Below are 20,128 nucleotides of genomic sequence, written 5' to 3' on the forward strand. Positions count from 1 at the left end.
TTATACATTCAAATCATCCATGACAAAACACTCGCAAATTAATATCAAAAATGACTATATCAGAGCAAGAATAAGTTTATCAATTCATTAGAGGATATATAATAAGAGTAATTAATTTCAATGCTCCACGGCTCAATAAGTCATTTGTCGGTGTTTAGCTATACAAAATAAACCATTTAGCGCCACCGCTAGCACCGAGTATAGTGGTAAATAGTTCTTGTTTAAAACCGTGTTGTTGAATTGTTTTTAAGGCATTTTTACCTGCATAAATATCTAGCATATTCGCCATTAGTAGATAACTTCTCTTTTGCTCATTTATGTTGAAAATTCAGTATTAAATTTTTTATGTCATGCTTGTGATGATTACTATGCACTAGTAGTCATGTTTACCAAAGCCAGTTTGCCCAATAGGTAAAAATAAAGTTTGGTAGAGGCGAGTGGCGTATTCATCGGTCATACCTGAAACATAATCGGCAATTACTCGATATGAATTTGTTCTATTTTCTTGTGCTTGTTGCCAGCGTAATACCGTGCTTTTCGGTAATAAGCGTTCAGGATCGGAAGCTAATGCCTCAAATAGCTCCATAACCACTTGTTGACCACGATACTCTAATTGCTGAATTGAAGTTTGTTTTATAACATATTGATATACAAAATCTTTAAATATTTGTAAGGTTTTTTCTGCAATTGGAGGATGCACGGCATTATATTTAAGTAGTGGCTCCTGAAAGTCGACAGATTTCTCTCGGCTTATATCCACTAGCTCTACTGCAGTAATTAAGTAATTCACTAAGCCACCGATCACTTCTTTTTGAATAAAACGTTGGTTGTCAAAAAGTTTGCTGGCTAAATTTTCGCTGTATGACTTTATCCAAGGCTCATCTAGTTGTTGCAGTTTAACAATAACCTGTTGGTGAAAGTCGTGCTGTGAAACAACGCCGGTAACAATAGCGTCTTCTAGATCATGAATGCCATACGCAATATCGTCTGCTAATTCCATTATCGAGCAGTCGAGTGATTTAAATTGAGTTTTCTTGTGAGCACCGGGTTTTACAATAGCTTGTTGAAATTGCTCTTTATCTTCGCTTGATAAAGGCGATAATACCCAATCAATCATCTCGCTATCGTCTTGATATAAACCTTTAGGTGGGTGCCATTGACTTGCTTTTAGTTGCCTTGTTGTATTAGGAGCCAAAGGCAACGGTTGGCATTGTAGCTCATCAATAACTTGAGGGTACTTGATTAACCCAAGAAGCGTTCGACGGGTTAAGTTCATGCCAAAGTTTTCACTAAAGGGTTCTAAATGGCTAACAATACGAAAAGTTTGGCCATTACCTTCAAAGCCACCATGATTGCGCATCATGTAATGTAAAGCAACTTCGCCGCCATGTCCGAAAGGGGGGTGGCCAATATCATGAGCTAAACATAAAGATTCAATTAAGCTGTCGTCTGTTGGGAAAAGTTGCTGGCTTTGTTGTGGATATTTGTTACGGATTTGCGCAAGAATTCCAGAGCCGATTTGAGCAGCCTCTAATGAATGAGTGAGGCGAGTACGATAAAAGTCACTTTGGCCACTGCCCATTACTTGTGTTTTTGATTGTAGTCGGCGAAAAGCGGCTGAGTGCAATATTCTTGCGCGGTCACGCTGAAAAGGGCTACGGTGATCTTGATGTCGATTTGCAACACGTTCTAGTCGTCTTACTAGCCAAGGATTGTCCATGATACCTCTACGTTTCTTTGAGTTAACAGTAATGTTACATATAGTTTATTATTATTTACAGGAGCCTAATTGAACGTTAGATTAAGATAATTGTATTCTGAGCACAATGTAGTTACATTAGCGAACTTTCCTGGGCTAGCGCAATAGCTAGCATGTTTTTTACATCAGCAAATAGCATTAACGTGGAGCAGTTTTATTCGTGAGAGATTACCGTAATATATTTTGCCTGGTTGTTTTATTATTTTTCTTGTTGCCAATTAGGGCTATAGGGGCTATTGATAATGCAACTGAAGTTATTATCGATAAAACTAAGCCTATTTCTCCACAAATAGATATGTTAGCAGGCTTACCTAAACCACCATTTATTATTGAAGAGAATGGCGCTGGCTTGCAGCTAGATCTTGTTCGTGAAGCATTTATTAGTGTTAATCAACAGGTGAATTTTACCCATTTACCATTAGGGCGAAGTATTAGCGGTTTTAAACGGTTTAATGCTGACGGAATTACTACACTGCCAGCAGATTATCAGCACCCAAGCATATTTGTTTCTAAACCATATATTAAATATCAAAATGTTGCCGTTAGTTTAACAGATAGTGAAGTTCGCGTAGATTCAGTAAAAGGATTGTCTGGAAAAAGTATTGTAGCCTTTCAAAATGCAAAAAAGTTTCTAGGCGATGATTATAATGCCAGCGTTAGTTTATCGACTGATTACCGAGAAATTGCAGATCAAAACCAGCAAATAGAAATGTTATTCTCGCGCCGTACAGAAGTGATTATTTTGGATGTTAATATTTTTAAGCACTTTGTTAAAACACATGTTGGTGGTCGTTATAATCAGCACTTTATTATTCACCAAATTTTTGATGAGCGAGAGTATTCTGCCGGTTTTAACAGTGCACAACATCGAGATTTATTTGACCAAGGAGTCGCGTTAATTAAAGAGCAGGGTGTTTATCAATTGGTATTAGACCGTTACCTACAATAAAACAGGTAACGGTAATATGGCTAAGCGCGGCAATCCTGCTATTTATTAGCAATAAATATGGCCCTTTTCGGTGCAGGGTAACCTTCAATCGTTTTACTGCTGTCATTTGGATCAAGAAAGTCTTGCAGTGATTCAGTATCTATCCAGTCTGTTTTTCGTTGTTCATCCAATGCGGTTACATCGGTATTTACCACACGAATGTTTTTAAAACCACAACGTTCAAGCCAGGCGCACATAGCATCACAACTTGGTAAAAACCATACGTTACGCATTTTCGCGTAGCGTTCACCGGGAACTAAAACCGTGTTTTTGTCGCCATCAACTACCAAGGTTTCAAGCACTAATTCGCCGCCTGGGGCTAATTGAGCCTTTAATTGGTATATAAAGTCGATAGGCGAGCGGCGGTGATATAAAACGCCCATGGCAAATACTGTATCAAAAGCTTTTAACTCAGGAAGTTGCTCAACACCTAACGGCAGTAAGTTAACATTATCGTCCTGTACAAAATGTTGAATGGCTTGAAATTGAGTTAAAAATAACTGTGTTGGGTCAATGCCTACGACAAATTTGGCACCAGCGCCACGCATTCGCCATAGGTGATAACCACTTCCGCAGCCGATATCGAGTACATAGCGATTCTTTAAGTCGCTAATATGTGGTGCTAAACGCTGCCATTTAAAGTCAGAACGCCACTCAGTATCTACATGTAAGCCATGGATATGATATGGTCCTTTGCGCCAAGGTTTGAATTTTTTTAGTAAATTTTCTATACGCTTGTATTCGCCGTCATTAATATCGCTACGTTCACCTGCGCGAACGGTGGAGCTAATATCAACACTTGAAGGTGATGTTTTAGGAAGGGCTGCTATGGTTTTTTGCCATTGAGCAAATTCTCCATGCAAATGATGCTCTTGCCATTGCGTTAATTGGGCTGGTAAGGTGTTTAACCAGTGATTTAAACGGTTGCCGGCAATTTTTTGATAAAAGTTGTTAAATGAAATCATAGTTTGAGTAATTATTTGATGGCGATAAGCGAGAAAAAATTAAAACACTGAAACCAAGGTGTGGTGTGGTTAAAGCCTGCTTGCTGTAGACGGTTTAAATGAGTGTCTAAGGTATCAATACGCATGACATTTTCGAGCGCGGTACGCTTTTGTGCTATTTCTAATTCGCTGTAGCCGTTGGCACGTTTAAAGTCGTGATGTAAGTCAATCAGTAATTCATTACAAACTTGATCATCGTCGGCAATTTTTTCTGATAGCAATAGTAACCCACCAGGCTTCAAGCCGTTAGCAATTTTAGTTAATAACTGTTGGCGAAGTTCAGGGGAGATAAATTGTAAAGTAAAGTTCAACACCACCATGGAAGCATTTTCAATATTGATATTAAGAATGTTGTCTTCAAGTATTTCTACCGGAGTTTCGCCTTTAAAGGCATTTACATGCATTTTACAGCGCTCGACCATAGCACTGGAACTATCAATTCCAATAATTTTACAATTTTTGGCGGTTATTCCTTTACGCATTGCTAGTGTGGCAGCACCTAAAGAGCATCCTAAATCATAAACATGGCTGTTATCAGTAACAAAGCGCTGGCTGAGTCGACCAATAGTGTCAATAATAGTATTATAACCGGGTACTGAACGGCTGATCATATCGGGAAAAACTTCAACGACTTGAGCGTCAAATGCAAAGTCTTTGATTTTACTTTGTTTGTTAGAAAAAATTAAATCGGTATCTGATGCTTGCATGATGTCGAAACTATACTAACGTTTAAATTAAAGCAGTATTTTACCTGATATTTGCAACGATAAATACGCTAAACAAAGTTAAGCATTAAATTAGCTATATTTATTGGAATTCAGTTAGTTTTTAAGGTGCTAACAAATGACGAGTTTAACTATAACAATAATCATGAGTATATAATTTGTTAAATCGAACGGCACAGCTGCTGAAAATAATGCTGACGCTTTGTGGTTTTTTGTTTACTGCTAACTTATGCGCACAAGAATCTATTACTTCTTATAGTGTCGCCATTAATAAAACCTCATATCCTTATCATTTTATTGATGATACTCGTAAACCTCGTGGTTTAATGGTTGATATGTGGCGACTATGGGCACAAAAGCAAGGCGTTGAAGTCAATTTTGTACCAATGAATTGGGAGCAAACTATTGAGCAGGTTAAAAATGCTGAAGTAGATATTCATGCTGGATTATCTAAGAATCTCGAACGAGAGCAAATACTAAATTTTAGTAAAGCTTTTTTCGACCAAAGTCGGCACTTATTTTTACATCGCTCCATTGCTAATATCCGAGAAATCTCCCAGTTAACACCTTATACAATTGGTGTTGTTGCTGGCTCAAGTCATGAGATAACTATTAATAATAAGTATCCGTTTTTAACGGTACGAAAATTTTCTAATCGTCATGATCTATATAATGCCGCTATTAAGAATGAAATATTAATTATTGCCGGTGTTGAAAAGCTATCCAAAAATTTTTCTGCTTATGCATTGCTAAATCAAAATTTTCCAGCATTTGCCCGTATCCCCTATCACAGTAATGGTTATAGTACTGCCGTAGCAAAAGAAAATGAGCCATTATTAGCGTTTGTACAGCAAGGTATTGATAAAATAAGCGCTGAAGAAAAGTCAGCAATTGAGCGCAAGTGGCTAGGTATCGATAAGTCAGACAACTTAATTACCTTGTCATATTCTGGTATGCAAGCACCGTTTTCCGAAACGTCATTAACAGGTAGTGCGCAAGGTTTTTTTATTGAACTATGGCGACTTTGGGCGCAATACAATGGCTTAGAAGTTGAGTTTCTTTTGGATGATTCACCTGAATTAAATCAACTAACACAAGGTCATGCCGATATTCATATTGATAATGTGCTTGGCGCTGAGGCTAGTAAAAAAGCTTTTCTTGGACCGGTAATTTATAGTGTCAATTATGGTTTGTTTTTAGCAAACGATATTGAAAGAGTCACCCATATTTCTGAATTAAAGAGCAAAACTATAGGCGTATTATCTAATAGGGAGTTTATTCAGGATCTTAACGAAAATATTAACCAAGTTAACATCGTAAGTTTTAATAATTATACGTCATTGTTTGAGTCTGCAGAACGAGGTGAACTTGATATCATCGCTGGTCAAAGAGACTTAGTTGAACACTATTTAGTGCAAAGTAACTTACAGTCATCGTTTACTCAGTTTGATGATTATCAATTTACGCGTAATATCAGTGCGCTTTTAAATCAGTCACAACCCGAACTTGCCCAATTAATTCAAGAAGGTTTTGATGAAATTCCATTAGAGAATTTGGTTGCTTTGGAAAAAAAATGGCAGTTAGATAAATCATCTGGTTTTTATAAGCGCCAACTCGCTATGCTTAAACTTAGCGAGTCGGAATCTTTATGGCTGAAACAACATGGTACTATTAAATTTGGTGTCACGAAAAAGTGGTTACCGATTGAGTTTGTTGATAAATACGGTGACTTTAAAGGCATAAACTTAGATATTTTCAACTTAATTTCACAACGATTGAATGTTGATATTAATTATACAGCTTACGATAATTTTGAAGCTCTTTATCAAGCACTACTTGAAGGTGAAGTTGATGCTATTGGCAGTGTTATGGCAACTGAAGCACGTAAAAAACAAGTATTATTTACTGATTCATATTGGAGTATGCCTTGGGTTATTATTCACCCACGCGAGTTAGGTAACCAGTTAAATTTAGATGATTTTAAAGGGCGCTCATTAGCGATCACTAAAGGCTATTATTTAGTGTCTGTGATCAGAAATGAATTCCCAACAATTTCGCTAAAATTAGTTGATGAAACAGAAGAAGGGTTACTTGCTGTGCAAAAAGGCATGGTGGATGGTTTTATTGATAGTTTATCATCGGGAACTGAGTTACTTAAACGCGAGAGCATGGTTAGCTTAGGTATGTCAGTGTTAGATGAGGTGGATCGCAACGGCAATTATATTGCGGTCAACGAAAAGCTGCCAATACTTGCAACAGTACTCAATAAAGCGGTGTTGACAATCACAGATGTCGAAAGCCAGCAAATTTACGAAAAGTGGTTTGATATCAGTATTGAAACGGGCTTGGATAAAAACGTAGTGGTTCGGGTTGCTGCGCAAATTGGTGTGCTTATTGTGATTATCATCATTATTATTATGATGTGGAACCGCAGACTCTATTTGGAAATTAAAAATCGTAAGCGTCTCGAACAGCAAATGAAATATATGGCGACTCACGATGATTTAACTGGACTTGCTAACCGTATATTACTAAAAGATCGACTAAATAAAGCTATTTCATTTCATCAACGCCAACAATTATCAATTGCAGTTTTATTTATCGATCTTGATGGCTTTAAAAATATTAATGATAATTATGGCCATGATATCGGTGATGAGCTTCTCATTGAAGTAGCAACAAGACTAAAAGGCTGCGTGCGAGACTCTGACACCGTTGTTCGTTTTGGTGGTGATGAATTTGTGCTATTGCTTACAGGGTTGCATAATCAAGATGAAGCGGCTTACATTGCTGAGAAAGTATTAAAACTTATTCAGCAACCGATTGAATTATCTTCTGATATATCAGCAACTATTGGTAGTAGTATTGGTATTGCTATGTATCCGGATGACGGTGATACTGATAATGATCTATTAAAAGTCGCCGACTCTTTGATGTATAAAGTTAAGGCATCAGGCAAAAACAGTTACGTCTTTAACCAGCCAAAAAACTAACCGTAAAAATTACTCGTATTATTCAAAGAATGTCAGGTGACTTTGCCTGACATTGCTTTATAATGTCGGCAATTTTTTATCATTAAAAGTGATAGATTCGAGTCACTGTTGACTAATTTTCTGTTACTCATTTGAATTCAAGGTAAATACATGCGCGATCTTTATTGTGGTGAGGTAAATGAATCTCACATTGGGCAAGAAATAACTTTATGTGGTTGGGTGAACAAGCGTCGAGATTTAGGTGCTGTTATATTTTTAGACTTACGTGACCGTGAAGGTATTGTTCAAGTTGTATATGATCCTGATTTACAAGAAGTATTAAAGAAAGCGAATACCTTACGTAATGAATTTTGTGTACAAGTTAAAGGCAAGGTTCGTGCACGTCCTGAAGGTCAAGTGAACAAAGACATGGCAACCGGTGGCATTGAAGTATTAGGTTTAGAATTAACTATTCTCAATAAAGCTGCACCGTTACCACTAGATTCAAACCAGAAAAACTCAGAAGAGCAACGTTTAAAATATCGTTACTTAGATTTACGCCGTCCAGAAATGACAGAGCGTATGCGCTTTCGTGCAAAAGTGACTTCTGCGGTTCGTGCATCATTAGAAACACAAGGCTTCTTAGATATAGAAACGCCAATTCTAACGGCTGCAACACCTGAAGGTGCTCGTGACTACCTAGTGCCAAGCCGTACACATAAAGGTCAATTTTTCGCATTGCCACAATCACCACAATTATTTAAGCAATTGTTAATGATGTCAGGCATGGAACGTTACTATCAAATCGTTAAATGTTTCCGCGATGAAGATTTACGTGCTGACCGTCAACCAGAATTCACGCAAATTGATATTGAAACGTCATTCATGAACTCAGATCAAGTAATGGAAGTTACTGAAACTATGATCCGTGAATTATTCCAAACTATGCTTGACGTTGATTTAGGTGAGTTCCCACGCATGCCTTACTCTGAGGCTATGTCTCGTTTTGGTAGCGATAAGCCTGACTTACGAAATCCATTAGAAATTGTTGACGTTGCTGATATCTTAAAAGATGTTGAGTTTAAGGTTTTCTCAGGGCCTGCAAATGACGATAAAGGCCGTGTAGCTGTTCTTTGTGTGCCTCAAGGTGCATCTAAATTCTCACGTAAAGGTCTTGATGAATTAACTAAGTATGTTGGCATTTATGGTGCTAAAGGTATGCCTTGGTTAAAAGTGAATGACATTGACGCTGGTATGGAAGGACTGCAGTCTCCAATTTTAAAATTCTTATCTGAAGATGCCGCTAAAGCCTTACTTGAGCGTGTGAATGCTAAAACTGGCGATATCATTTTCTTTGGTGCTGATCAGTACAATGTAGTAAGTGAATCACTTGGCGCATTACGCCTTAAATTAGGTGAAGACTTAGACTTATTACAAGGTGACTGGAAACCTCTTTGGGTTGTTGACTTCCCAATGTTTGAAGAAGTTGATGGTCAAATGCATGCCATTCATCACCCGTTTACAGCACCAACGAATTTAACTGCACAAGAATTAGAAGCAAACCCTGTTGGCGCGCTATCTGATGCTTACGATATGGTTTTAAATGGCTGTGAACTTGGCGGTGGCTCGGTTCGTATTCATAACCAAGACATGCAAGCAGCAGTATTTAGAATTTTGGGTATTAGCGATGAAGAAGCTCAAGAGAAATTTGGCTTCTTACTAGAAGCATTGCAATACGGTGCTCCACCACATGCTGGTTTAGCATTCGGTTTAGACCGTTTGGTAATGCTAATGACAGGTGCAAGCTCTATTCGTGACGTTATGGCGTTCCCGAAAACGACTACCGCGGCATGTCCATTAACAAATGCTCCGGGCCATGCAAACCCGGAACAATTAACTGAGCTAGGTATTACTCGCATAGAAGAGCCCACAGCAGAAGAAAAAGCAGAGTAATTTTACAAAAAAGTTATTTCTGTCGGTGAATGCCAGACAGTAAATTCAATAAAACGCACTTATAAATGCTAGGTAGGCTTTATTAGTGCGTTTTTTTTCATTAGCATTATTACTGTTATACGTATCAAGCGTATTTAGTGAAGGTAAATTCTTAGTGACTATAATTTTAGGTATAGATCCTGGTTCACGAATTACAGGTTATGGCGTGATCAAGCAAGATGGCCGGAATTTTACTTATCTCGGCAGCGGTTGTATTAAAGCGATTGCCGCTGGTGATGAGTTAGGGCCGCGCTTACAAACTATATTTGCTGGTGTAAGTGAACTTATTTTGCAATTTAGCCCTGACATGTTTGCCATAGAGCAGGTTTTTATGGGAGTAAACCCAGGAGGAGCACTAAAGTTAGGGCAAGCCCGAGGTGCTGCTATAGTTGCTGCTACCAATACAGGACTGAGTGTAGCTGAATATTCTGCACGACAAATTAAGCAATCTGTTGTTGGCACTGGCGCTGCTGATAAAGCTCAAGTTCAACATATGGTTAAAACTATTTTGAAATTACCTGGTACACCGCAAGCGGATGCCGCCGATGCATTAGCAGTTGCTTTGTGCCACGCCCATAGCCATGACTCCATTACCAAAATGTCAGGCCAAGCCAGTAAAACAGTGAGAGGGCGCTTACGTTAGCGTTGAAAACTTACTACTTGGATACGCTGTCTTATTAAAAATAATGACATCAAACTTTACTGTATAAATATCTAGTGTTATGGTGGCGAACATTATCACAACTAAGTTATAGGTTAAGGCAGTGATCGGACGTTTACGCGGTATTTTAGTAGAAAAAACAGCACCTGAAATTTTAATTGAATGCCACGGCATTGGTTATGAGGTCACTATGCCCATGACCAGCATTTATGCATTGCCAGAACTTAATCAAGAAGCAACCCTATACACACATTTTGTTGTGCGTGAAGATGCACAGTTACTCTACGGCTTTGCCAATAAAGTCGAACGTAAATTATTTCGTTTATTGATCAAAGTTAATGGTGTTGGGCCAAAGTTAGCATTAGCTATTTTGTCAGGAATGTCGGCAGACCAATTTGTAAGTTGTGTTATTCATGACGATTTAACAACGATAGTTAAAATTCCAGGGGTCGGCAAAAAAACTGCTGAGCGCTTATTAATTGAAATGCGCGATAGACTCAAAGATTGGCAAACCGACAGTAGTGATGCGTTATCACATATGATGCCAATGAATGTTAAACAAGAGAATAGTTTTGTTAATGATACGAAAGGCGATGCTATTAACGCATTAGTTTCATTAGGTTATAGTCAACAACAAGCCGATAAAGCTGTTAAATCGGTATTTGACGCTGATAAAAATAGTGAAGACTTGATCCGTGATGCGCTAAAAGCAATGTTATAATTATTGCAAAAGCTATTTACTAACTGAATTACTTAACCGTAAAGTTAAATTTTCCAAGAGTACAACATGATAGAAGCAGATAGATTAATAGAGCCAGTAGCGAGCCGTGAAGATGAATCGGTAGATAGAGCTATTAGGCCCAAAATGTTGTCTGACTATACAGGGCAAGCGCACGTAAAGTCACAAATGGAAATATTCATAGCAGCGGCATTAAAGCGTGAAGAACCACTTGATCATCTTCTTATCTTTGGCCCTCCTGGTTTAGGTAAAACCACATTAGCCAATATTGTTGCTAATGAAATGGGGGTGAATATCCGTACAACCTCGGGGCCGGTATTAGAAAAAGCCGGAGATTTAGCGGCGCTGCTAACAAACCTTGAAGAAAATGATGTTTTATTTATTGATGAAATTCATCGTTTAAGTCCTGTTGTTGAAGAAATCCTTTACCCTGCAATGGAAGATTATCAGCTTGATATCATGATTGGTGAAGGGCCGGCTGCTCGCTCGATTAAACTAGACTTACCGCCATTTACCCTAATTGGCGCAACAACACGCGCTGGTGCTTTAACTTCTCCACTAAGAGATCGTTTTGGTATTGTGCAGCGATTAGAGTTTTATAGTACAAAAGACTTAACCGAAATTGTTGTGCGCTCTGCACATTTTTTGAATTTGGCTATTGACCAAGAAGGCGCTTTTGAAGTGGCAAAGCGCTCACGTGGCACGCCTCGAATAGCAAACCGGTTATTACGTCGCGTGCGCGATTACGCTGATGTGAAAACAGGTGGCGTGGTTAGTAAAACTACTGCAGCGAAAGCACTAGATATGCTTGAGGTTGATAATGAAGGTTTTGATTTAATGGACCGTAAGTTACTTGAAGCCATTATTGATAAGTTTAATGGTGGCCCTGTAGGTTTAGATAATGTTGCTGCCGCCATTGGCGAAGAAAGAGAAACCATTGAAGATGTCTTAGAGCCATTTTTAATTCAACAAGGTTTTTTACAGCGTACACCACGAGGGCGCATTGCCACGAGCCGAGCTTATTTACATTTTGGTTTGGACTTCCCTAATTAAGATATCTGGCATTTGTAATATAAAGCCTAATAATAAAAAAGCACCTACGGGTGCTTTTTTATTATTAGAGATACCTACTTTGCTCAAGCCAGCTAATAGTAACGTCAGAAAATTAATGAGGGTAAGAAAAGAGAATGAAAAATTATTATGCCGTATTATTTGTGATTGTGGCGCTAAATACTAAGCATGAAAACGTATGGTAAATTTTAGGCAAAAAAAAGCCCACATAAAACTATGTGGGCCAACTTAGAATGTAAGTTGATAGAAGGAAATTAGGTTCCCAGGAAATATGTCAGAGAGAAAGGTAACAATACCTATTCAAAATTCATGGGCTATGGGGAATATTCGTCAGCGAAACAAACATTCTGCGCTAGCTCAGAAAACAAAGGTATTCTAGTCCGATGAGTGAAAATGGACAAACGAATTAAATTTATATTAGTCATTAGAAAAACTAATGCGAAATGTTTTTGATAGGTTCACTTGGCCACAACTTTTGATGTGTTGCCATTTGCAGACAAGTTTTTATAAATATTGGCATATGCGAGCTAATTGGAAAATATTGCAGAATTTGTTACAAAGATTCGCGCTTAACCCTTGTGAGACGTGAGGTTTATCTATTACTATAGACCAATAAAATTTTTACCTAAGAATATTAGAAGTTATTAATGTCATTAAGTAGTCACCAGCACGCGATTCGCGTTTATTACGAAGATACCGATGCTGGTGGGATCGTGTATTACGCAAACTATTTAAAGTTTTTTGAGCGAGCTCGCACTGAGTGGTTACGTGCGCTTGGTATTAATCAATCAATATTTTTAGAACAAAACATTGGCTTTGTGGTCACAAAGGTAGAAATGGACAATAAAGCATCGGCAAAATTAGATGATTTATTGACGATAACAACCACAATAAGCCGATTAAAATCTGCCAGTTTGGTATTTTCTCAGCAACTTGTTAATCAGCATCAGCAAATATTATGCACTGCTGTTATTAAAGTTGCGTGTGTCGATTTATCCATTGCTAAACCCTGCATTATTCCGAAAAGCATATTAGGAGCATTAAAACGTGTCAGCTGAACTCTCATTTTTTGATTTATTTATCGAAGCAAGTTTATTGGTTAAATTGGTAATGTTGACCTTATTAGGGTTTTCTATTGCCTGTTGGGCAATGATCTTTCAACGTAGAAAAGTACTAAATGCTGCCCGTGAACAATTGCAAAGTTTTGAAGATAAATTTTGGAGTGGCGCTGACTTAAGTAAGCTTTATAGTGAAGTGTCTGCAAAAGAGCAGGTAGATGGTATTGAAAACTTATTTGTTTCAGGCTTTCGTGAATTTGCCCGTTTACGAAAAACACATGCTTATTCGCCACAAATTATTGTTGATGGTACCCATCGTGCAATGAGAGTTGCACTTTCTCGCGAGGTTGATAGTTTAGAAACTCACTTACCATTTATGGCCACAGTAGGCTCTATTAGTCCTTATATTGGTTTATTTGGTACTGTTTGGGGCATTATGAATTCGTTTATTGCCTTAGGTGCGGTTGAACAAGCAACGCTTGCTATGGTTGCACCGGGTATTGCCGAAGCGTTAATTGCCACAGCTATGGGGCTATTTGCAGCAATTCCTGCAGTAATGGCATATAACCGTTTTAGTCATAATGTTGAAAAGCTAGAAAATAGTTACGGCAACTTTATGGAAGAATTTTCGAGTATTTTGCAAAGACAAACAACCGCTGAACAACAAGCTTAAGGTTGGTATTAGCTTATGTATAATCGCGTTAGGCGCCGGAAAGTCGCCGAGATAAATGTCGTACCTTATATCGATGTAATGTTAGTGCTTTTGATTATCTTTATGGTAACTGCACCGTTAATTACCCAAGGGGTGAAAGTGGATTTACCTCAGGCGGATGCAGAACCTTTAAGCAAAGATAGTAAACCACCGCTTGTTGCCTCGGTGGATGCTGAAGGAAACTACTATTTAGCAGTTGGAACAAGCAAAAACGAGCCTATGTCGGCAGAAGAAGTTGCCACATTAGTTGCAGCACACTTAAAAGTGGAGCCTGAAACACCTGTAGTGGTAAATGGTGATGGTGCAGTGTCTTATGATGCCGTTATTCAACTTATGGTTATGCTACAAACAGTTGCAGGTGTACCTTCAGTTGGCTTAATGACAGATACACCGGAGAGCAACTAGTGTCTTCAAAGTATACGCTTCCAATCGCCTTAAGTTTCGGTATTCATACCGTTTTAGTTGCGGTATTACTCTTTGGCGATTTTTCTACCGCCCCTAAGCCAACACCTACTGCTGTGCAAATGGAGCCTATTCAGGCGGTTGCTATTGATAAAAGTAAAGTTGAAGCGCAGCTCAATAAGATTAAAAAACAGAAGGCTGACGATGCTAAAAAGTTGAAAGATCTTGAAAAGCGTGTAGCGGCGGCGAAGAATAAGCGTAAGAAAGAAGAGCAACGAATAAAAAACCTTGAGCAGCAGCGTAAGAAAAAAGAGCGCGAGAAAAAAGCGGCTGATAGTGCAGCAAAAAAAGCTAAGGCAAAGGCCAACGCTGCAGATAAACTACGTAAGCAAAAAGAAAAAGAAAAACGCCTAGCTGATAAAGCGGCAGCAGATGCAAAAGCAAAGCGTCTTAAAGAAGAGCAAGCCGCTAAGAAAGCCGAGCAATTGCGCAAAAAGAAAGCCGCTGAACGTAAACGTAAAGAGCAAGAAGCACGAGAGCGAGCTGCTCAGCAGAAGTTGTTAGAAAAGCAAATGGCAGAAGAAATGGCAACACGCCAAAAAGCTCGCCGTCAGCAAATGATGACTGAGGTAAGTCGTTTCCAAGCGTTAATTGGACAGGCAATTCAGCGTCACTTCTTAATTGATGAAGCGACAATGAAAGGTAAGTCTTGTAAATTGAACATTAGTCTTGCACCATCAGGCTTTGTTACTAACGTTGTTATCGGTAAAGGTGATCGTGCAGTATGTGATGCGGCTAAAAATGCGGTTTATAAAGCGGGTACATTACCGGTATCAAAAGACCCTGAAGTATTTAAAGAAATGCGCACGATCAGTTTAACAGTAGCACCAGATAAATTTAATTAAGTTTAATATTAGGAATATGACGAACCCTATGAAAAAAGTAACCTTATTTTTACTACTCTTTATCAGTTTGTTGTCAGTAAAAGCTATGGCAACATTAGAAATTGTTATTACTGAAGGAGTTGATGGAGCGCGCCCAATAGCTGTAGTGCCATTTAAATGGACAGGAACAGGTGTAATGCCTGAGCGGTTATCAAAGGTTATTAGCGATGACTTATTACGTAGTGGTAAGTTTAGTCCAATTAATGACTTACGTTTTCCACAGTCGCCAAGTGATGATAGCGAAATTGATTATGCAGCATGGGCTGGTGAAGGCGTAGAAGCGATAATTATTGGAGAAGTCAACGAAACATCGATTGGACGTTACCAAGTTAAGTACCAGTTAGTTGATGTTATTCGTGGCCAGGTAACTGGTGGGCAAACACAAATGTTAAGCAATGGTGAGCTAGTTCGTACATCTGATCATATTTTAGATGAAAGTACTGTAGAAATAGGTAGTGACCAATTTCGTCGTTATGCTCACCGTATCAGTGATGTTGTTTATGAAAAACTTACCGGCACACGTGGTGCGTTTTTAACAAAAATTGCCTATGTTATTGTTCGTGATCAAGGAGATTACCCTTATCAATTAGTTATCGCTGATTATGATGGCTTTAATGAACATGTTTTATTAAGCTCTAAAGAACCTTTGATGTCGCCTGCATGGCACCCAAATGGTAACCAATTGGCATATGTGACTTTTGAAAACCGCCAAGCACAAATACATGTTATTGATATTTACTCAGGACAACGTAATTTAATTAGCTCTTTTGAGGGAATAAATAGTGCGCCACGATGGTCACCTAACGGTAAGCAACTTGCGATGGTATTATCGAAAGATGGTAATCCTGAGTTATACGTTATGGATGTGGCAAGCAAAAAGTTACGCCGAATTACCCGTCATCGTGCCATTGATACTGAGCCAAGTTGGACACCAGATGGAAATTCATTGGTATTTAGTTCAGAACGGGGTGGAAAAGCGCAGCTATATCGCGTAAATTTAGTCGATGGTAAAGTTAGAAGGTTAACTTTTGATGGTGAAATGAACCTAGGTGGTTCATTAACGCCAGACGGACGTCAGTTAGTTATGGTAAATCGTACACGCGGTCAATATCATTTAGCTAAGCAAGAATTTGATTCGGGGATCTTCCAAGTGTTAACAAAAACACGTTTGGACGAGTCACCAAGTATATCACCTAATGGTGGGATGATAATTTACAGTACACTACATAATAACCGCCAGGTGTTAAGCTTAGTTTCTGTAGATGGAAGGTTTAAGGCGAGATTGCCAGCATTAAACGGTGAAGTGAAGTCACCTTCATGGTCACCGTTTTTATAATAATTATTAGTAATTTAATTTGTAAACATTAAGGACACATAAAATGCGCTTGAATAAAACAGTAAAAGCCCTAGCGGTTGCTTTACCAATTATGGCTTTATCAGCTTGTAGTTCATCAGACTCAGCTAGCGAAGATGCTAGTGCAGTGCAAACTAACGAAGCAGCTATGGCTGAGCAAAAAGCTCGTGAAGAAGCTGAGCGTGTAAAAGTTGCGGCAATGCAAAAAGCTGAAGAAATTGAACGTCAGAAACAACGTGAAATTGATCAGTTACGCACTAACCACATTGTTTACTTTGATTTTGATAAATCAACAGTAAGTGCTGAGTTTGCTGCAATTTTAGAAGCGCATGCTAAATTTTTAAATGAAAATTCAAATGTTAATGTATTAATTGAAGGTCACTCTGATGAGCGTGGTACTCCTGAGTACAACATTGCTCTTGGCGAGCGTCGTGCAAAAGCTGTTGAAACCTTTTTAGAAAATATGGGTGTTTCAGCTTCACAACTTAGCACAGTAAGCTATGGTGAAGAAAAGCCAATGGTTAAAGATCGTAGTGAAGGCGCGTTTGCCAAAAACCGTCGTGCAGTATTGGTATACTAATCAGGTAATTAAATGAAACCCAATAGCATTCTATTTGGGATGTCCTTTGCTGTTGCTGCAAATATTGCAGTAGCGGCAGAACCGGCTCCTGTTATTGAAGTTACTGCAGGTAACTCAGTAAGCGGCAATTCTTCAACTTTAAGTGAACAGCTTGGCAATCTTGAGCGTAAATTAGACGCGCGTAACCGAGCCCAAGTTAATGTGCAACGTCAACTCGATGATTTACAAAACGAAGTCAATGAGCTACGTGGCATAACAGAACTGCACACCTATCAATTAAGCCAAGTATTAGATCGTCAGCGCGAATTGTATCAAGAGCTTGATCGTCGAGTATCTGAAGCATTAAAACCTGCAAACCAAGTTCCTACATCTATAAGTGCGCCAACTGATAATGCCGGGTCGGTAAATTACAGTTCTAACCTAACTGAAAATGAAGCCTATGACCGTGCGGTAAATATGGTGCTTAAAGATAAACGTTATGAACAGGCTATTCCTGAGTTTGAAGCGTTTAATCAAAAGTATCCTAATTCAAGTTATGCAGCTAATGCTCATTATTGGTTAGGTCAGTTATTGTTTAACAAAGGTGAGTTAACTAGAGCGCGCCAAGAATTTGATGTGGTTGTTAGTCAATTCCCTGATTCAAGTAAACGTAGTGATGCTTTGTTAAAACTTGCAATGGTTGAACAGAAAGAAAATAACAAAGGTAAGGCAATAGCTATTTATCAAAAGTTATTAGCAGAATACCCTAATTCAAGTGCAGCTAAGTTAGCTCAACCAAGATTAAAAAGCTTAAAACAGTAAAAGTTGCTGTTAACTTATGCGTTTTGCTGTCTTTTTGTTCGAACAGACAATAAAGTTTAAAAAAGCTGAAAATTGTTGTTGCACTTAAAAAAATTATGAGTATTATATGCCCCGCGTTGAACGAGTAGGGCAACGCAAACAAATGTCGGTCGTTAGCTCAGTTGGTAGAGCAGTTGGCTTTTAACCAATTTGTCGAAGGTTCAAATCCTTCACGACCGACCACTTTCTTTACCAAGGTTAGTGTTTGGCATTTGTTTCAGAGTATATATCGGTCGTTAGCTCAGTTGGTAGAGCAGTTGGCTTTTAACCAATTTGTCGAAGGTTCAAATCCTTCACGACCGACCACTTTTTCTAAACTTTAGAATAAGTGATTTGAATTTACTTTCGTAAATTCATCAAAAAATTGAAAGTAGTTTATCGGTCGTTAGCTCAGTTGGTAGAGCAGTTGGCTTTTAACCAATTTGTCGAAGGTTCAAATCCTTCACGACCGACCACTTTTAATTATCTTATAAATTTCGATTTCTGCTTTACCTTATTAAACTCATTTTGATTATTCTTGTTTACTTATCTTAATCTGTTCTTAGCTAGGGTATATTCTTAGTACACATTTAATCTTCTATACCTTATAATTCACGCGATTTTTAGGTACACATGAGATTAGACATGACACAAGCAAACTTAGCCGTAGACTTTGATTTTCAGTTTCCGCAAAAACCTACGCCATTAAGTGCAAAAGAACGTGAAGAATATAAAGTACGTATTAAAGCCTTACTGAAAGAAAAGAATGCTGTGCTTGTTTCACATTATTATACGGATCCTGAAATTCAAGCGCTGGCTGAAGAAACGGGTGGTTGTGTTGCAGATTCTCTAGAAATGGCAAGGTTTGGTAATAATCATCCCGCAGAAACGTTAATTGTTGCTGGTGTTCGCTTTATGGGCGAAACAGCAAAAGTCTTAACACCGGAAAAAACGGTGATAATGCCAACATTAGAAGCCACATGTTCTTTAGATTTAGGTTGTCCAATAGAAGAGTTTAATGCTTTTTGCGATCAACACCCGGATAGAACTGTGGTTGTTTATGCGAATACATCGACTGCGGTAAAAGCCAGAGCAGACTGGATTGTAACATCGTCATGTGCTTTAGAGATAGTTGAACATTTAGATGAGCAAGGTGAGAAAATTTTATGGGGCCCTGATCGTCACTTAGGTGCCTATATAGAAAAACAAACCGGCGCTGATATGATCATGTGGCAAGGCGCATGTATTGTTCATGACGAGTTTAAAACTAAAGCATTAAAAGATATGAAGCATTTACACCCTGATGCTGCCATTCTTGTTCATCCAGAGTCTCCATACGAAATTGTTGAATTAGCAGATGCTGTTGGGTCAACCAGCCAGCTGATTAAAGCAGCTCAAGAATTGCCAAATAAAAAGTTTGTTGTTGCAACCGATCGCGGTATTTTTTACAAAATGCAGCAACTATGTCCAGATAAAGAATTTTTTGAAGCTCCTACAGCTGGTGAAGGTGCAACATGTCGTAGTTGTGCTCATTGCCCTTGGATGGCAATGAACGGTTTGCACGAAATAGAACAAGCACTATTAAACCCAGAAGGAAGAGAAGTGTTTGTTGATATGTCATTACGCGATGGCGCATTAAAGTCTTTAGATCGTATGCTAAGTTTTAACGCAGAACTTAAGAAAAATAAGTAATCGCGAGTTAGTTGTTGCTAAAATAAGCAACTACTTGAACTTTAGACAAATTAGGTTGCGCTTTGATAATTATTTTCCTACCATAGCGCAGCTTAGAGCTTAGAGCTTAGAGCTTAGAGCTAAAGTCAAGAATGGTGAGCTGTCCAAGTGGCCGCCAAGTTGAATTGACACGTCATGCGTGTTCATCGGCGTAGAGCCAGATCGTGAAGATACCACGTTAACATATCTAAATAGTTTATATGGTGAGGTGTCCGAGTGGCCGAAGGAGCACGCCTGGAAAGTGTGTAAGGCGCAAGCCTTCGAGGGTTCGAATCCCTCCCTCACCGCCATACATAAAGTTCACTACTTAATAGTGAAACTCAATAAAAAGCCGCTATCGAATTAGCGGCTTTTTCGTATCTATATATCCTACACTTTAGCTAAATAGCATATTCCGTCACAAGCAAATTACCTACTTGTGACTATTGAAATACAAAGAGTGTGGTCAAAATTGTTTTTATTATTAAGCAAACTTATATTAACTACTTAATTTAAGGAGTTTGAGTTGATTAAATATCGATAAACAGCGCAATAAAACCACGGTCTGTACAAATAAGAAGCAAACAAACAATTTTCTCCAAATTAAATGCATTTAGCTGTTGACGGCGAGCCAAAAG

17 protein-coding genes, 4 tRNA genes and 1 pseudogene are annotated in these 20,128 nt (G+C 38.5%); 18 read left to right on the forward strand and 4 right to left on the reverse strand.

The window, feature by feature from the left end; translation table 11 throughout:
- Positions 1-160: 160 nt before the first annotated feature.
- A pseudogene (locus AC27E9_RS06045) lies at positions 161-280 on the reverse strand (patatin-like phospholipase family protein); the annotation flags it as partial.
- 93 nt (positions 281-373) lie between these two features.
- Positions 374-1,720 (reverse strand): anti-phage deoxyguanosine triphosphatase, encoded by a 1,347-nt coding sequence (locus AC27E9_RS06050; protein WP_487128207.1) that lies wholly within the window; start codon positions 1,718-1,720, stop codon positions 374-376.
- A gap of 199 nt (positions 1,721-1,919) precedes the next feature.
- Here AC27E9_RS06050 and AC27E9_RS06055 point away from each other — a divergent pair, with 199 nt between their 5' ends.
- Positions 1,920-2,708 carry a substrate-binding periplasmic protein gene (locus AC27E9_RS06055; protein ID WP_487128209.1) on the forward strand — a complete coding sequence of 263 codons (789 nt, stop codon included), beginning with the start codon at positions 1,920-1,922 and terminating at the stop codon, positions 2,706-2,708.
- Between the two features lie 38 nt (positions 2,709-2,746).
- Here AC27E9_RS06055 and cmoB read toward each other — a convergent pair whose 3' ends face one another.
- Positions 2,747-3,712 (reverse strand): tRNA 5-methoxyuridine(34)/uridine 5-oxyacetic acid(34) synthase CmoB, encoded by a 966-nt coding sequence (gene cmoB, locus AC27E9_RS06060; RefSeq protein ID WP_487128211.1) that lies wholly within the window; start codon positions 3,710-3,712, stop codon positions 2,747-2,749.
- 11 nt (positions 3,713-3,723) lie between these two features.
- A complete protein-coding gene (cmoA, locus tag AC27E9_RS06065) occupies positions 3,724-4,458 on the reverse strand; it encodes a carboxy-S-adenosyl-L-methionine synthase CmoA (protein WP_487128213.1) in 735 nt (244 codons plus the stop codon).
- A gap of 176 nt (positions 4,459-4,634) precedes the next feature.
- Here cmoA and AC27E9_RS06070 point away from each other — a divergent pair, with 176 nt between their 5' ends.
- The 17 genes from AC27E9_RS06070 to AC27E9_RS06150 all read left to right on the forward strand — a co-directional run bounded on the left by AC27E9_RS06070 (position 4,635) and on the right by AC27E9_RS06150 (position 19,801).
- Positions 4,635-7,469: a transporter substrate-binding domain-containing protein gene (locus tag AC27E9_RS06070; protein WP_487128215.1), complete on the forward strand. Its 2,835-nt coding sequence runs from the start codon at positions 4,635-4,637 to the stop codon at positions 7,467-7,469.
- Between the two features lie 150 nt (positions 7,470-7,619).
- Complete coding sequence (gene aspS, locus AC27E9_RS06075) at positions 7,620-9,401, forward strand: aspartate--tRNA ligase (protein ID WP_487128217.1); 1,782 nt, start codon at positions 7,620-7,622, stop codon at positions 9,399-9,401.
- Between the two features lie 154 nt (positions 9,402-9,555).
- Positions 9,556-10,083, forward strand: coding sequence for a crossover junction endodeoxyribonuclease RuvC (ruvC, locus tag AC27E9_RS06080; protein ID WP_487128312.1), 528 nt, complete (start codon positions 9,556-9,558; stop codon positions 10,081-10,083).
- Between the two features lie 121 nt (positions 10,084-10,204).
- Complete coding sequence (gene ruvA / locus AC27E9_RS06085) at positions 10,205-10,822, forward strand: Holliday junction branch migration protein RuvA (RefSeq protein ID WP_487128219.1); 618 nt, start codon at positions 10,205-10,207, stop codon at positions 10,820-10,822.
- A 66-nt stretch (positions 10,823-10,888) separates the two neighbouring features.
- A complete protein-coding gene (gene ruvB, locus AC27E9_RS06090) occupies positions 10,889-11,893 on the forward strand; it encodes a Holliday junction branch migration DNA helicase RuvB (protein ID WP_487128221.1) in 1,005 nt (334 codons plus the stop codon).
- A 665-nt stretch (positions 11,894-12,558) separates the two neighbouring features.
- Positions 12,559-12,969 carry a tol-pal system-associated acyl-CoA thioesterase gene (gene ybgC, locus AC27E9_RS06095; protein ID WP_487128223.1) on the forward strand — a complete coding sequence of 137 codons (411 nt, stop codon included), beginning with the start codon at positions 12,559-12,561 and terminating at the stop codon, positions 12,967-12,969.
- The gene (gene tolQ, locus AC27E9_RS06100; RefSeq protein WP_487128225.1) at positions 12,959-13,642 is read left to right on the forward strand and encodes a protein TolQ; all 684 of its coding nucleotides are present in this window, start codon (positions 12,959-12,961) and stop codon (positions 13,640-13,642) included. Before ybgC ends, tolQ begins: the two co-directional genes overlap by 11 nt.
- Positions 13,643-13,657: 15 nt before the next feature.
- A complete protein-coding gene (gene tolR, locus AC27E9_RS06105) occupies positions 13,658-14,086 on the forward strand; it encodes a protein TolR (RefSeq protein WP_487128227.1) in 429 nt (142 codons plus the stop codon).
- Positions 14,086-14,988, forward strand: a complete 903-nt coding sequence (tolA, locus tag AC27E9_RS06110) for a cell envelope integrity protein TolA (RefSeq protein ID WP_487128229.1) — start codon at positions 14,086-14,088, stop codon at positions 14,986-14,988. The genes tolR and tolA overlap by 1 nt, the downstream gene beginning before the upstream one ends.
- A gap of 16 nt (positions 14,989-15,004) precedes the next feature.
- A complete protein-coding gene (tolB, locus tag AC27E9_RS06115) occupies positions 15,005-16,363 on the forward strand; it encodes a Tol-Pal system beta propeller repeat protein TolB (RefSeq protein WP_487128231.1) in 1,359 nt (452 codons plus the stop codon).
- Positions 16,364-16,406: 43 nt separating this feature from the next.
- Complete coding sequence (gene pal / locus AC27E9_RS06120; RefSeq protein WP_487128233.1) at positions 16,407-16,961, forward strand: peptidoglycan-associated lipoprotein Pal; 555 nt, start codon at positions 16,407-16,409, stop codon at positions 16,959-16,961.
- 12 nt (positions 16,962-16,973) lie between these two features.
- Entirely contained in the window at positions 16,974-17,762 is a 789-nt protein-coding gene (ybgF, locus tag AC27E9_RS06125; protein ID WP_487128235.1) for a tol-pal system protein YbgF, read from the forward strand.
- A gap of 146 nt (positions 17,763-17,908) precedes the next feature.
- Positions 17,909-17,984, forward strand: a tRNA-Lys gene (locus tag AC27E9_RS06130).
- Between the two features lie 47 nt (positions 17,985-18,031).
- Positions 18,032-18,107 (forward strand) — tRNA-Lys (locus AC27E9_RS06135).
- 73 nt (positions 18,108-18,180) lie between these two features.
- Positions 18,181-18,256: transfer RNA gene (locus tag AC27E9_RS06140), tRNA-Lys, on the forward strand.
- A gap of 169 nt (positions 18,257-18,425) precedes the next feature.
- Positions 18,426-19,472, forward strand: coding sequence for a quinolinate synthase NadA (gene nadA, locus AC27E9_RS06145; RefSeq protein WP_487128314.1), 1,047 nt, complete (start codon positions 18,426-18,428; stop codon positions 19,470-19,472).
- 241 nt (positions 19,473-19,713) lie between these two features.
- Positions 19,714-19,801 (forward strand) — tRNA-Ser (locus AC27E9_RS06150).
- Positions 19,802-20,128 lie beyond the last annotated feature (327 nt).

Source organism: Colwellia meonggei, assembly GCF_057537295.1.